Below are 13,244 nucleotides of genomic sequence, written 5' to 3'. Positions count from 1 at the left end.
ATTCCCCCTACCGTCTGGAAACGCTGAGTTATGATGAATGTGAGGATGAGAAAACATGACTTCTGAGCAAAAATTTAGCATTATCCTTGCTCGTGAAGTTGCCGAACATCTTGCAGCTATTGACCGCAAGTATCATTCGCTACTTCGTAGTACCATTAAAGAGCAGTTGAGCTATGAGCCTGAAGTAGAAACCCGCAACCGCAAACCTTTACGAGAACCTTCAACTGGCGCAACTTGGGAGTTAAGGCTTGGTGCGGATAATGAGTTTCGGGTATTTTACCAAACTCTTTCTGATATTTACGAAGTCCATATTTTAGTAGTTGCGGTAAAAATTGGCAATCAGTTATTTGTAAATGGTAAGGAGTTTGAACTATGAAAACTGTAAGTTTAGATGAAATCAATGCAAATTTTAACAACTACTTGAAAGCTACTCAAGGAGAATCAATTTTAATTACGGATAATGGCCAGCCTGTAGCAGCAATTACTTTAGTTGTAGATCCAGATGAACTGGAACGTTTAATGTTAGCTAATAGTGTTAAGTTCAATAAATTGGTAGAGAAATCTCAGCAAAGTATTAAGGAAAATGGGGGTATGGATTATGATGATTTTTGGGAATTGGTGGACGAGTTATCTATAAAAAGGGAAGAAAGTCAAGGAGATAAATGAGCGATATTGTCTTGAGTTTATTGTTGATGTTCATCATTGAGTTGGGTCGATGAGTATATGAAAGCGATCGCACTCTAAGCAGAATACTGAAAATCTCGCTTTTTCTGTACACGATCGCAAAGGGTGATGCACGGGTTTTGACTGATTATACTGTTTTTCTTGCACTCGACTCTCGCGAACGCGATCGCATAACCCAGACTGCATCACCTCCGGGCACTGATTCAGCAAGCCCTAACTAAACTGTTGAGCGTAAAAACGAGCATATCTATCGCCTTTTTCCAACAGTTCTTCGTGAGTTCCTGATTCTACTATTTTGCCATCTTCTACTACTAAAATTCTTTCGGCCCGTCGCACGGTTGCCAAACGATGAGCGATAATAAAAACAGTGCGTTGGCGAAGCCCGCCGTAGGTATCGCGCATCAATCTTTCCAAGGCTTCCTGTACTAAAGCTTCTGATTCTGAATCCAAGGCGGAGGTAGCTTCATCGAGAATTAAGATTCTAGGATTTAACAATACTGCGCGTGCGATCGCAATTCTTTGTCGCTGTCCCCCTGATAAATTCACCCCCCTTTCCCCTACCCAAGTTTGATACCCATCAGGAAATTGAGTGATAAACTGGTGAGCATTCGCAATTTTTGCCGCTGCTTCCACATCTTTCATTTCATAATAAGCTTGACCAAAGGCAATATTTTGGGCAATACTACCAGAAAATAAGATAGTTTCTTGGGGTACAATCCCAATTTGTCGGCGCAAACTTCCTAATGTCACATCCTGAATATCAATATCGTCAATTAAAATCTGTCCAGCCTGGAGCTCATAGAATCTCGGTAAAAGATTAACTAAGGTCGTTTTCCCCGCACCCGAAGGGCCAACAAGCGCAATCATTTCCCCTGGATGTACCAGCAAATCTAAGTTTTGTAGTACGGGTTTTTCCGGCTGGTAGGAAAAGGTGACATTTCGATATACAACTTTACCGCTAACTGGAGGAAGCGCGATCGCGCCCGGTTTTTCCACGACACTTGGCTGAATTGCTAATAATTCAAAAATGCGGTCGCAAGACGCTTCCCCTTGTTTAAACTCACTATAATTGCTAGTTGTGATTGCAATCGGGTCAATTAACAACGCCACCCCTGCTACATAACTAATAAAGGCTGTAGCCGTCAAATTGCCTTGAGAAATTTGCCAGCCGCCTAAGAAAAATAGCAGCAGTATACTCATGGCTTCTAAAAATCCCACTATCACAAACTGGAGCGCTTTTACCCGTTCTGCTAAATATTTAGCACGGCGGTTTTGTTCAGCTTCCTGTACAAATCTAGCAATCTCATATTCCTCAGCAGCGAAGGCTTTCACCAGGCGAATACCGCTGAATACTTCCGTTAACATTGCGGATAAATCAGAGATTCGATCTTGACTGCGACGAGAGTAAGTAAGTAATTTTTCGCCAAACCAGCCTATTAATATCGCCATTATCGGGGCAATTATTAATGTAGCTAAAGTTAATTGCCAATTGAGATAAATCATGTATCCCAAGACAACAATTAGCTGCAAAATGCAAGGGACGAATTGGTGGAAAAACTTATTAACTACTTCGCCAATCCGGTCAATATCTTCAGTGAGGCGATATGATAAATCTCCAGTTTTGGACGTTTCAAAGTAGCCGAGATTAAGTTGCTGCAAATGTGTATAAACTTGCTTGCGGATATTTAAAGCAATAGTCAATGCAGCTTTTGCCATCAGCGTATCTTGCCCGTATTGCACAGTACCGCGAATTAAGAAGATAACGGCACTAAGTCCAGCAATTTGAGCGAATCCCTTTAAATCTCCTGTGCCAATAAATTTGGCTGTTTCGCCAATTAACCACGCGATAATCGGCCAGAATACGGTAAAGGCTAAAGTACAAGCTAATGCCTTAGCAATAGTTTGCTGTTGTGGGCGGAGGTAAGGGAGTATTTGCCAGTAATTAGACCGAGTTTTCAAGATGTTTTGTGCCTGCAATTTCTTTAAAAAATATCTCTACTCAACTAGATTATCAATGGGGGTTTCATTAGTAAAGCCTGCTTAATAGCTACCCGATCATGGCAACCAGCAAGGGTGAAATCCCCGCAAAGGTAATTCTTGAGGCTGTAATTTGCCAACAGTAGAAGGCTGGTTTTGATTCAGACCCAGCAGCATTATACTAGAAGTTGCGATCGCTGTTCCTAAATTTGTCCTTAAATCTCCTATTTTCGGTTCTTCATTCTTCTCAACCACGCGATCGAACAGTAAAGCAGTCCCATCTGGTGATACGCTCATTACTGTCTCCCACAGATCGGGTATAATTGAGAGAACTTTTACTTTAAATGTTGTTAAGTCAAAAGCCTCAAGATTTAGCTGTTCTGAGTATTCTTTCTTCCCTGCTTTAGGCCGAGTTACCAAGCAGTAAAGGAACGGTAAAGCGGGATTAAACTTGCAGTTTAAAATTTGACCGGGAGTGCTTGTTAATTCTTTCTTAGCCCCTTGATTTGTTACTAAAAACAGTGAGGGGGTGGCATCACGATTAAGTCGGATCATTGCCGATTCTCTACCATTAACAGTGATATCAAGCACTCTCCTAAATGAACAGTATACAAGCTTTGTTTAAACAAACCAGGCCGATCGTTTGACCATTGGGCAGCAGAAAATAAGACCCGTTCGCCTCTAGGATAAGGTTTAAAATTTTTAACTACTAAATTTTTAGGAGTCAAGATTATTTTTTGTTTAAGAGTAAGATTGTATAAAATTAATCTTCCTTTCTCTTCTCCCTCTACACCTATATAAACAAAAGCTCTATCTGGAGTGCGAAAGTTACCTGTAAAAGCCTGAATAGAATTGCCAAATTTCTCATTGCCTATACTAGATATAGCTCGATCTAATTTTATTTGATAAGTTGTTTCATAGCGAACAGGAGTTGTTAAGGTATAAACTAATCGCTTGCCAACCCAGCTAATTTTTCCTGGTAATGGCGGCTCAATTTGCAAATTTGCTTCTACACTATCCCGATCCATTGGTCGGCTAAAAGTGAGAATAAAAGCGGTATCTACAGATCCTACAACTTTGTTTTGCCAACTAAAATCTCGGACTCTTGGGCGAGTGCGATCGCCAGTAAGCATCAATAATCCAATCAATACATTTAGCAATAGTATAAGAGAAATAGCAAGACGGTCAATTGGCTGCAATTGTTTTAGTTTTGATATCATATTATTGCAAAAACTAAGGGCGAGATATACTTAATAGTTTTATAGATTTATTTATATTTAAATCTGATTTAAAATAGTAGTAGTGACAGCCAATACTCGATCGGTTAGACTGAGCTATTAACTCTATATTTTCTGGTGAATTATGAATCGAGATGTACTGACTGTACTTGGCTGTTCTAGCTCAATCGCATTGATGCTGCTAACTGTCAACCCCGCTCATGCTAGCACGATCGCACCCCAAGATGGAAGTGCCGAAGCGTCTTCTACAATTGCCATTGAAACAGTTGGCATCACCCTCGGTCAATGGGTTGCTGAGTCCCCATCCCTAGACCTCGCTTCTGACCGCATCGGAGACCTTTCTATTCTCAAGTTGGGTTGTGATTGTGCAGGATGCCGCACTCAGGTAAGTAAAATGGTGGAAAAAGGCAGTTTGTAACTGTTAGAAACCTAATCAATTCTATTGGTAACGCTGCCCTCTGGCGGCGTTACCAATAATTAGGTAGTTAAAATGAAATAAAAATTATTCAGTCCAGTCTAAATGGGTTGCATTTACTTTAGCTCCCGACACAACTGCTCCTCGAAATGAAGCTAATTTTCCTGGCTCAACATTCACTGGTTGGGCGTAGATAAATCCATTGTCAATTATGTTGCCTAATTCATCCAAAACTTCATAATTTACTTTGACATATTTCACTGTTTTACAGGTCTGATTGATAATTTGCCCGATTAAAAAATTCCCGTCATAAGTGGAATTAGCGATTGAAACTTTAGCATTGTCAGAGTTAGCATTACAAGCTTGAGAAGTGCTAGGCTCAGTTTCTTGACCACACATATTCACCAAGTTTAGCCTCCTGCCATCAGCGGTTTGCATATAGCAAAGTGGTACATCTATATCTGAATTTTCTACAGTAGGAGTATCTGCAAGTAGAGGATTAGTGAAGGCAATACTAGAGGCAAGAGATATCAATAAACTGGTTAAAAGTTTAGTAAAGTGCAAAAGTTTCATGGGTCTGAATGGGTAATTGGTAATGGGTAATTGGTAATGGGTAATTGGGAATTGGTAATTGTTAGAGGAATTACACAGTTTCCGCTTTAAATCAAGTAGGACTTACGCAAAAAACCAGGTTTCTTCCCCAAATCGTCGCTTTTTTCGAGAAATATTGACGCAGAAACCTGGTTCTTGACCTCCCGTGCGTAAGTTCTGTCAAGGTTAAAACAAAAATTTTGGGTTTGCTTCGCTTTGCTCGCAATGACAGAAATACATTTAAGACTGCGTAAGTTCTAAATTAGCAATTAGCCATTACCAATTAGCCATTACCACTATCTTATGTTTTGTTGAGACTTACTAGAATTGCGATTTCTGGGTACTCTGCGACTAGGACGAGGAGAACTTAGATTAGTGGCTCTACGCTGCGATAAGCTTTGAGCAGAAGAGCTTAAACCCAAATCTTCTAAGATTTCTACAGCAGCTCTTTCTCCTGTTTCACAACCTCCTTCCATATAACCCTGATTTTCTAAAGAAGTGTGTTCTCCCGCAAAATATAGATTGCCTGCACGCTCTCCTTCTACGCCATACATTCGAGTCCATTGCCCGACTAAATAGCAGGCATAAGAACCTTGGAAAAAACGTTCTCCTGGCCAGAAAGCTCTGACAGCATTACCAATACGAGCGTCTTTAACTCCGGGAAAAACTTTGTCAAATTGTGACACAAATCTTTGCGCTTGGTCTTCTGGCGTTCCGCTACCAAGGGCTAAACCTTGTCTACCACCGAGTAATTCAGTTACTAAACCGTTGCCAGTGGGAGCAAAAGGTGTTGGTTCCCAAGTAGTTTGAAATCCTAAATCTGAGTAAACAGCGGCAGTTGAACGATAAAATTCACGCCACACTCGGCTTTTGTAAGCTGTAATTAATTTAGCATTAGTACCATAGCCCAAATTATTAATGGCAAACCGTTTTTCGCGCGGCAAATTGACATTAAGCTGAACTTGCCGCAGTGTGGTGAAAGGCAAGGCGAATATAATCCGCTCGTAGGTGCGGTCAAAAGCACTTTGTCCTGAGCGTAAACTGACTCGGTAACGACCATCGGAGAGGGTATTTACAGCTTCTAAAATTGTGGCAGTTTCAATCGAATCGGCTACTAAACTTGTTAGCCCTTGGATAATTTTTTCGTTGCCACCTTCGATTTGATACCGCTCGTCGTTGTTTCCAGTGACACTAAAGTTGTTGGTTTCAGTGCCAATTAAAAATAGCATATTGAGACAAGATTGTTCTTCAGGATCGCGGCCATATTCACCTATGTAAGCAATCCGAAGTAATTGCCTAATGATGGTGCTAGTTTCGGCATTGTCTAAATATTCGGCAAGGGAAGTATTGTCTAAGCTTTCTGCTGTTTCATTCGCTGATTTGTAGCTAAGAGTGTCTCCAATTGCGGCTAAATCTGCTTCAATTTTCTGGGCTAAGGGAGCAAAATCCGTGGTTAATTGTGCGAGGGTGACTCTGCGACCTTGGAAGTAGAAAGTATTATCAACGAACCTTTCTTGAACTTGTTTAAGGTCGATCGCCATTAAACCGAGTTCTGTTGCCAAAGATATTAAACTGGTATGGCTGGTGCTGATGAATTCTCCACCTAGTTCGGCTGAGATGATTGTACTTCCTACTTTGGGCAAGGTGCGAATGCGACCGCCTGGGCGGTTTGTAGCCTCTACAATGTCGGTGCGAATTCCTGCTTGGCGGAGGCGGTAGGCGGCTGTTAACCCTGCAATTCCGCCGCCGACGATTAAAATGGGGGATCTTCCTGTGTCTTGGGCAACGGCGCGGTGTCCGTCTCGCGTGAAGGTGGTAGCGGCGATCGCCCCGGCTGCGGCTAAGCCACCGTGTAGCAGACGACGGCGAGAGACGCGATTTTCCAACGCGCGATCGCTCACTTTATCTAAGAGCTCATCCGCCGGAATTCCTGTTTTAATTGAGGTCTGGGCAATGCTGTAGGCACGGCGCAGCGTTGCCATCAAGTCAGATTTAGCCATACTCCAGGGACACTCACAAGTATTTTTTACAGAATTATGATGATAGATTTAATTTCGTAAATCCAAGTACAATTTACAAGAGTGAATAGTACAATACTATGGAACGGTTTGCACCCTAAGTCAGTGAGAGAATTTTTTAGGAATGTTAGACCTTAGAAGCTTATTCGACAACGCCTTTTATCTGGAAAACAACCCTGATGTCGGTTTGGCGATCGCCAACGGCAAAGTTTCTAGTGGGTTTGACCACTTTAACAGATTTGGCAAATTTGAAGATCGAGATCCCAATATTCTATTCGATACTAGCTATTATCTAGAAACAAACACTGATGTAGCAGCCGCAGTCGAGGAAGGAAAAATTACCGCCGCCGATCATTTTATCAGATTTGGTCAATTTGAACGCCGCAACCCTAACCCTTTATTCGATACGGCTTTTTATGGGTCGAATAATCCAGATGTTACCGCAGCGGTACAACGAAATCAACTCACTCTCGCAGAACATTACCTCAAGTTAGGTCAATTTGAAAACCGCCAGCCGAGTCTTCTTTTTGACCCTGATTATTATCTGCAAAAATACCCGCTTGTAGCAACAGCCGTAAATAACGGTGTAGTCAAAAGTGCCTTTGAGCATTATCTCCGCTTTGGCTTAGAAGAAACTCTCGTTAGCGTCCCCCCCACTCAAAGCGAAGATTTAACCTCGGCTCGTAGTCTGGGCGTACTGGATGGAATTCAAGGTGTGAGCGACTTTGTAGGTGATACTGAACCTGTGGATATTTACAGTTTTCTCCTCAATTCTCCTAGTAATTTCAGTTTGACTCTAGACGGTTTGAGTGCAGATGCAGATGTAGAATTACTTCAAGATATCAACCGTGATGGGATAGTTAGCCTCAATGGTTTAGTGGATTCCTCGACGAATTTCGGGACGGCTTCTGAACAAATTATTACTTCAAAACCTTTACCTGCGGGTCTTTATTTTGTCCGCGTTTCTCAATTTCAAGGTAATACTAATTATAACCTAACAGTAGCATCCTCATCAAGTTAGGGAACTAATTGAGGATCTTCTGGTGTAGGAGAAGCAGGGAGAGATTGAATCGGTAAATCTGGCCAATTAGAACGAGATTTGATCGAAGTGCTGGACACTAAAGCATAACCTAAAACAGCGGGTAAAACCATAGCTCCAAGTAATACGATCGCCCCTAGCATCGCCAGCCAATTTGAGCCTGAGCCATAGTGCGATCGATAGGGGTCAAAACGTGGTAAATCCGACCTTTCCATGTCACGCATCGCGATCGGGCGCTTAAACCGCACTCGGCGATCGTCCAGCTTTTCTAATAAAATCCAGCCTACTTGCGCCTCTTCTTCACACAGCCGATGGAAAATAGCCGGATTACGGAATAAATCGCTCGATGCCCGCACAATCTTAAACTCCCAGCCAATTAATTGAGAATCCTTAAAACCGGAGTTGGGATTGCTATTTGATTGTATCCGATCTGTCACCGGAATATTATCATCCTTAGATTCGTAGTGCGTCAAAATTTCTTCCTCCTCACTTTGTTGAGCTTCAACAAACTGATAGCGGTGCAGCCAACCGCCAACGATTACAGCCTCAATGCCGAGACTACCAACCATTAGACTCCAAATCACAATTGCAAACATATAGCTAGGGGCTAGGGGCTAGGGGCTAGGGGCTAGGGGAAGAGAGGGGGAGATGGGGAGGATGGGGAAGATGAGGAAGATGGGGAAGATGGGGAAGATAGGGAAGATGGGGAAGATGGGTAATTAGCAATTAGCTATTAGCAATTAGCAATTAGCCATTAGCCATTAGCAATTACCAATTAGCAATTAGCAATTAGCCATTAGCAATTAGCCATTAGCAATTAGCCATTAGCAATTACCAATTTAATCTTTGATTTTCAAATAGCCTTCAACCAAGCAGTCTGCACCGACAGAGTGCCAACTAACTCGCTCTAAAGCGATCGCCTCTGTCATCCTAGCAAAACCTAAATCGCCAACGGGGGAGGGAGAACCTTGACCACCGACAATTTTAGGGGCAATAAAAGCTAAAATTTTCTGCACAGAACCGTCTGCGATCGCACTTGCGGCCAAAATCCCGCCACATTCCCAAAGTACCGACAGAAAAGAGCGATCGTACAGATAAGCCATCGCGCTAGCGGGCGTTAACGGCGACAAATCCACCACTTCCACCCCCCTTGACCCTAAAAACTCCCGAAACTCAGGATTAGTCCCCTCCTGAGTCAGCACCAAAGTAGAAGCATCCCCCGTTTCCCAGAGGCGAGACGACTTCGGCAAATCCAGAGTACGGCTCATCACCACCCGCAGAGGATTGTGTCTACCTTCTTGGTGACTCGTCAATTGAGGATTATCTAGCCGCACCGTATTACCCCCAACAATCACAGCATCGCAAGCTATCCGTAAACCATGTACCTGCGATCGCGCCTCCTCCCCCGTCACCCAAGCGCTATGACCCGAACTGGTCGCAATTTTACCGTCCAGAGTCATCGCATATTTCAAAATTCCAAAAGGTCGGCGGTATAAAATCCGATGGATAAAAGCCTCATTCAGCTTGCGACAAGCTTCCTCTTCCACGCCTACCACAACCTCAATCCCAGCTTCCCGCAATCTAGCAATCCCACCCCCAGATACCAAAGGATTTGGATCGACCATTCCCACCACTACTTTTGCCACACCAGCCGCAATTAAAGCTTCCGAACACGGAGGAGTACGGCCATAGTGGTTGCAAGGCTCCAGGTTAACGTAAACAGTCGCTCCTAGAGCTTTTTCTCCTGCTTCCCTCAGCGCAAAAACTTCTGCGTGGGGCATTCCTGCACCTGGATGAAAACCTTCCCCGACAACTAGACCATCTCGAACGATCGCAGAACCAACTAAAGGATTAGGAGCCGTTTTACCTAAAGCACAGCGGGCAAGTTCGATACACCGCCGCATCATTGCGGCATCAAAATCTTGTCTAGGCTGTTGGGTTTTGCCTTCCTGTTGCCCGTTAGCTGAGCGAATTTCCGGTTGAGCGTGCGCGGGGAAAGTTTCCATTGATTTGTGCTGTGGAGTCTAACCCTGAGTGTACTAAGAAATTTGGTAATTGGTAATTTGTAATTGGTAATTTGTAATTGCTAATTTGTAATTGCTAATTGCTAATTGCTAATTGCTAATTGCTAATTGGGGAAATTTTCTCCCCATCTTCCCCATCTTCCCCATCTCCCCCATCTTCCCCATCTTCCCCATCTTCCATTTTCTTCTTAACACCGATAGCACACCGCATCTGATACCAAAAATACACCACCAAACTTTTGTAGGATCGACTGCAATTCTAAAAACACCGCATCTTCCTGTCCAGCTAAACAAGTTGTTAAGATATACACGCTACTTAATTGAGCATCAAGATCGTCGCTGGATTCCCCAAACTCCCCCCTACCTATCACTTGGCGAATGATATTATACTTAATAATCCCAAGTTTTTCGAGCCGTTTCACCACAGGTTTGAGTTCGATTGCGGGAACAATTATTTCGATGCGCTTAATCGTATCCATTAAATTCAATTCCAAAATCGGTTAATAATCTGTAAATACACCGGAATACCAATGATAATGTTAAATGGAAATGTCAATGCTAGTGCCATTGATATATATAAACTGGGATTTGCTTCAGGCACGCTCATCCGCATTGCAGCAGGAACCGCTATATAGGATGCACTTGCACATAATACCGCAAAAAGTAGAGCGTTGCCTACAGACAGACCTAAAAGCTTTGCTATTCCGATCCCAATCAGAGCATTTAACAAAGGCATTACCACAGAAAAGCCAATTACAAACGATCCAGCTTGCTTTAAGTCATTAATCCGGCGGGCTGCAATCAATCCCATATCTAAAAGGAAAAAACACAATATCCCGTAAAACAAGTCGTCAGCAAAAAGCTTAATTTTTAGCCAACCACTGTCGCCAGTCAGCAATCCGATAATTAGACTACTTACTAACAAAAATACCGAGCCATTCAGACAGGCTTCTCGCAATACCTCAATCCAAGATATTTGCTCAACGTTTTCAGCTTCGCTCTCTTGCTTATCGATAAACAAACGCACTAAAAAGATGCCGATGACAATAGCTGGAGATTCCATCAGAGCAAGAGCTGCAACCATGTGCCCGCCAAAACTCAGATTTAATTTGGTTAGTAATGCGCTGGCAGTAATAAAAGTGACAGCACTGATAGAGCCGTAGGTGGCAGCAATCGCTGCTGCATTATAAACATCTAGCTTGATTCTTAAGATAAAAAATGAGTAAATTGGTACTATGCAAGCCATTAACATTGCGGCTAAAAGAGTAAATCCAATTTCCACACTTACGCCACTCTCAATAATTTCGTGACCACCTTTGAAGCCAATTGCAAACAGGAGATAGAGAGAAAATAGTTTTGGCAATGGCTGGGGAATTTCTAAATCTGACTTGAGCCAAACTGCTGCCAATCCGACAAAAAAGAACAACACTGGAGGGTTGAGAATATTGGAAAGAATCAGGCTAAATTCCATAGATGCCTTATTAAAAAATTAAATCCGATGGTTCTGACAATCTTTTCCAGAGATTTAAGCACCTCCATGAAGTGTGGCTGATTTTAGCACGTTCTGTACCTAGTTGTGAATTTTTTCATAAAACTCAACAAATAAAAATGAATCGCAAGCGAGATCGACCATAGGGGGACAGACCTCGAAATCTGGCGATCGCATCCAGGGTGAATATTTACGCTAGCCTTAAAGAGATAGGTAATGAGGAGACTTATTGTGGATACTATATTTACTCGATGGCTTAGATCCTCGAAATATTTGGTCAGGATTCAAAGTCACGCTGCCAATGCCAGCTTAACCATATTTTTGCTAGCCTCGTTGACGGCTTGTGCCAATAGTCCTAATAGTAAAGCACTTGAGGAGTCTTTGGCCGCCGATCCCCGACTTCAGGAAAGTCCCGCTAGCTTGAGAGTACCCACGCCGCCACCTCTTGCTACTAACCAATCTAATACCTCAACTGCTAAGTTGCCCCCTGATTTTCCCAATGAAATTCCACTTTATACTAATGCTGAGTTGCTCGAAGTTACTAAGCTAAATAATCCCACTGAAGACAAGGTACAACTTCGTTGGAAAAGCACCGATCCCAGCAACTACATTCAGAATTATTATCAGACAGAATTTCAACGTCAAAAATGGGAAATTAAATTACCACCTACGGAAGATGAACAAGGAACATTGACGGCAACTAAGAATAATTTGCGTGTCGCTGTATCGTTTGTACCTAATCAGAAATCGGGTGCGGCTACAGAATTTACGATTGAGTACGGCAAAGATTCTCAGGAAATTGCTGCTACACCAGAACCGAGTAATTCTCCCGCCATTACCAATTCTTCGCCTTCGCCAAGTGCCTCTGCTTCTCCTAATTTAGACAATAAAGTTATATCAACACCAAAGGCACAGGAGCAAAGCGAAGTACCTCAAGAATTGCGTCAGTATGTAGCTGAGGTAGTCGAGTTAGGCGTGTTGAAATTGCGATCGCAAAATCAGAGTTCAGATATTACTAATACCTTACCGGAACCTAACAAAACTATTACTCGCCGCGAGTATGCACGCTGGCTGGTAGCGGCTAATAATAAGATTTATGCTAATCGTCCAGCGAAACAAATTCGGTTAGCGATAACATCAACTACGGCGGCTTTTACTGATGTCCCAAAAACCGATCCTGATTTTCCAGCAATTCAAGGTTTAGCAGAAGCAGGTTTAATTCCTAGTTCCCTTTCTGGGGATACTAAAAATGTCAAGTTTCGACCAAACGAGCCTTTAACTCGTGCAGCGATGATGCTCTGGAAAGTGCCTCTGGATACTCGTCAAGCTTTGCCTTCAGCTAATATTGATGCGGTGAAAGAAAGGTGGGGTTTTCAAGATACCTCGAAGATTGATTCGGGTGCTGCACGAGCAGTTTTAGCTGATTTCAATAATGGAGATTTAGCTAATATTCGCCGAGTTTTTGGTTTTACAACCCTGTTTCAGCCTAATAAATCTGTTAGCCGTGCAGAGGCGGCGGCAAGTCTTTGGTATTTTGGAGTTGAGGGGGATGGAGTATCAGCGAAGGATGCGCTACAAGAGAAGTCTAATTAGTAGTTTTGGTAATTGGTAATTGGTAATTGGTAATTGGCTAATTGCTAATTGCTAATTGCTAATTTAGGACTTACGCTCAGGGCTCCAGAAACCGGGTTTTTGAGAGAATCTGTGGGTAAAACGAAGTATTTTCGTCAAAAACCCGGTTTCTTTGGTTGGGTGCGTAAGTCTTGTTA

General features: G+C 42.7%; 15 protein-coding genes. 5 read left to right on the top strand and 10 right to left on the bottom strand.

The window, feature by feature from the left end:
* The first annotated feature begins 55 nt into the window (after window positions 1–55).
* Window positions 56–376 (top strand): hypothetical protein, encoded by a 321-nt coding sequence (locus OSCIL6407_RS0112445; RefSeq protein ID WP_007354887.1) that lies wholly within the window; start codon window positions 56–58, stop codon window positions 374–376.
* Window positions 373–666: a type II toxin-antitoxin system Phd/YefM family antitoxin gene (locus OSCIL6407_RS0112440; RefSeq protein WP_007354888.1), complete on the top strand. Its 294-nt coding sequence runs from the start codon at window positions 373–375 to the stop codon at window positions 664–666. Before OSCIL6407_RS0112445 ends, OSCIL6407_RS0112440 begins: the two co-directional genes overlap by 4 nt.
* Before the next feature lie 33 nt (window positions 667–699).
* Here OSCIL6407_RS0112440 and OSCIL6407_RS34235 read toward each other — a convergent pair whose 3' ends face one another.
* From OSCIL6407_RS34235 to OSCIL6407_RS37060, 4 genes are all read right to left on the bottom strand, one after another.
* Entirely contained in the window at window positions 700–894 is a 195-nt protein-coding gene (locus OSCIL6407_RS34235; RefSeq protein WP_148288861.1) for a hypothetical protein, read from the bottom strand.
* Between the two features lie 3 nt (window positions 895–897).
* Window positions 898–2,643, bottom strand: a complete 1,746-nt coding sequence (locus OSCIL6407_RS0112435) for an ABC transporter ATP-binding protein (protein WP_007354889.1) — start codon at window positions 2,641–2,643, stop codon at window positions 898–900.
* 96 nt (window positions 2,644–2,739) lie between these two features.
* Window positions 2,740–3,216 (bottom strand): hypothetical protein, encoded by a 477-nt coding sequence (locus tag OSCIL6407_RS37065; protein WP_026103723.1) that lies wholly within the window; start codon window positions 3,214–3,216, stop codon window positions 2,740–2,742.
* Window positions 3,213–3,881 (bottom strand): Ig-like domain-containing protein, encoded by a 669-nt coding sequence (locus OSCIL6407_RS37060; protein ID WP_026103722.1) that lies wholly within the window; start codon window positions 3,879–3,881, stop codon window positions 3,213–3,215. Before OSCIL6407_RS37060 ends, OSCIL6407_RS37065 begins: the two co-directional genes overlap by 4 nt.
* 142 nt (window positions 3,882–4,023) lie before the next feature.
* Between OSCIL6407_RS37060 and OSCIL6407_RS0112420 the strand changes: the two genes are divergently transcribed.
* Window positions 4,024–4,317, top strand: a complete 294-nt coding sequence (locus OSCIL6407_RS0112420; protein WP_007354891.1) for a hypothetical protein — start codon at window positions 4,024–4,026, stop codon at window positions 4,315–4,317.
* A gap of 84 nt (window positions 4,318–4,401) precedes the next feature.
* On the opposite strand, the gene OSCIL6407_RS0112415 is transcribed toward OSCIL6407_RS0112420, so the two are convergent.
* Entirely contained in the window at window positions 4,402–4,887 is a 486-nt protein-coding gene (locus OSCIL6407_RS0112415) for an FxLYD domain-containing protein (protein ID WP_007354892.1), read from the bottom strand.
* A gap of 314 nt (window positions 4,888–5,201) precedes the next feature.
* Window positions 5,202–6,905: a flavin monoamine oxidase family protein gene (locus OSCIL6407_RS0112410; protein ID WP_007354893.1), complete on the bottom strand. Its 1,704-nt coding sequence runs from the start codon at window positions 6,903–6,905 to the stop codon at window positions 5,202–5,204.
* A gap of 142 nt (window positions 6,906–7,047) precedes the next feature.
* On the opposite strand from OSCIL6407_RS0112410, the gene OSCIL6407_RS0112405 reads away from it, so the two are divergent.
* Window positions 7,048–7,944, top strand: a complete 897-nt coding sequence (locus OSCIL6407_RS0112405) for a PPC domain-containing protein (RefSeq protein ID WP_007354894.1) — start codon at window positions 7,048–7,050, stop codon at window positions 7,942–7,944.
* Here OSCIL6407_RS0112405 and OSCIL6407_RS0112400 read toward each other — a convergent pair.
* From OSCIL6407_RS0112400 to OSCIL6407_RS0112380, 4 genes are all read right to left on the bottom strand, one after another.
* Complete coding sequence (locus tag OSCIL6407_RS0112400; RefSeq protein ID WP_007354895.1) at window positions 7,941–8,558, bottom strand: hypothetical protein; 618 nt, start codon at window positions 8,556–8,558, stop codon at window positions 7,941–7,943. The genes OSCIL6407_RS0112405 and OSCIL6407_RS0112400 overlap by 4 nt on opposite strands.
* Before the next feature lie 243 nt (window positions 8,559–8,801).
* A complete protein-coding gene (gene ribD, locus OSCIL6407_RS0112395; protein ID WP_007354378.1) occupies window positions 8,802–9,968 on the bottom strand; it encodes a bifunctional diaminohydroxyphosphoribosylaminopyrimidine deaminase/5-amino-6-(5-phosphoribosylamino)uracil reductase RibD in 1,167 nt (388 codons plus the stop codon).
* Between the two features lie 206 nt (window positions 9,969–10,174).
* Window positions 10,175–10,465: a P-II family nitrogen regulator gene (locus OSCIL6407_RS0112385; RefSeq protein WP_007353263.1), complete on the bottom strand. Its 291-nt coding sequence runs from the start codon at window positions 10,463–10,465 to the stop codon at window positions 10,175–10,177.
* Between the two features lie 5 nt (window positions 10,466–10,470).
* Window positions 10,471–11,457: a sodium-dependent bicarbonate transport family permease gene (locus OSCIL6407_RS0112380; RefSeq protein ID WP_007353264.1), complete on the bottom strand. Its 987-nt coding sequence runs from the start codon at window positions 11,455–11,457 to the stop codon at window positions 10,471–10,473.
* A 249-nt stretch (window positions 11,458–11,706) separates the two neighbouring features.
* On the opposite strand from OSCIL6407_RS0112380, the gene OSCIL6407_RS0112375 reads away from it, so the two are divergent.
* Window positions 11,707–13,068, top strand: coding sequence for an S-layer homology domain-containing protein (locus OSCIL6407_RS0112375; RefSeq protein ID WP_007353265.1), 1,362 nt, complete (start codon window positions 11,707–11,709; stop codon window positions 13,066–13,068).
* Window positions 13,069–13,244: the final 176 nt, after the last annotated feature.

The sequence above is a fragment of the Kamptonema formosum PCC 6407 genome (genome assembly GCF_000332155.1).
Lineage (GTDB): Bacteria > Cyanobacteriota > Cyanobacteriia > Cyanobacteriales > Microcoleaceae > Kamptonema > Kamptonema formosum.
This window is presented reverse-complemented; position numbering and strand designations above follow the sequence as displayed.

Excerpts from the sequence above, each read along its gene's own strand:
- OSCIL6407_RS0112445 (WP_007354887.1), top strand. The coding sequence starts at position 56 with ATGACTTCTGAGCAAAAATTTAGCATTATCCTTGCTCGTGAAGTTGCC.
- OSCIL6407_RS0112440 (WP_007354888.1), top strand. The coding sequence starts at position 373 with ATGAAAACTGTAAGTTTAGATGAAATCAATGCAAATTTTAACAACTAC.
- OSCIL6407_RS37065 (WP_026103723.1), bottom strand. The coding sequence starts at position 3,216 with ATGATCCGACTTAATCGTGATGCCACCCCCTCACTGTTTTTAGTAACA.
- OSCIL6407_RS37060 (WP_026103722.1), bottom strand. The coding sequence starts at position 3,881 with ATGATATCAAAACTAAAACAATTGCAGCCAATTGACCGTCTTGCTATT.
- OSCIL6407_RS0112420 (WP_007354891.1), top strand. The coding sequence starts at position 4,024 with ATGAATCGAGATGTACTGACTGTACTTGGCTGTTCTAGCTCAATCGCA.
- OSCIL6407_RS0112415 (WP_007354892.1), bottom strand. The coding sequence starts at position 4,887 with ATGAAACTTTTGCACTTTACTAAACTTTTAACCAGTTTATTGATATCT.
- OSCIL6407_RS0112410 (WP_007354893.1), bottom strand. The coding sequence starts at position 6,905 with ATGGCTAAATCTGACTTGATGGCAACGCTGCGCCGTGCCTACAGCATT.
- OSCIL6407_RS0112405 (WP_007354894.1), top strand. The coding sequence starts at position 7,048 with ATGTTAGACCTTAGAAGCTTATTCGACAACGCCTTTTATCTGGAAAAC.
- OSCIL6407_RS0112400 (WP_007354895.1), bottom strand. The coding sequence starts at position 8,558 with ATGTTTGCAATTGTGATTTGGAGTCTAATGGTTGGTAGTCTCGGCATT.
- ribD (WP_007354378.1), bottom strand. The coding sequence starts at position 9,968 with ATGGAAACTTTCCCCGCGCACGCTCAACCGGAAATTCGCTCAGCTAAC.
- OSCIL6407_RS0112385 (WP_007353263.1), bottom strand. The coding sequence starts at position 10,465 with ATGGATACGATTAAGCGCATCGAAATAATTGTTCCCGCAATCGAACTC.
- OSCIL6407_RS0112380 (WP_007353264.1), bottom strand. The coding sequence starts at position 11,457 with ATGGAATTTAGCCTGATTCTTTCCAATATTCTCAACCCTCCAGTGTTG.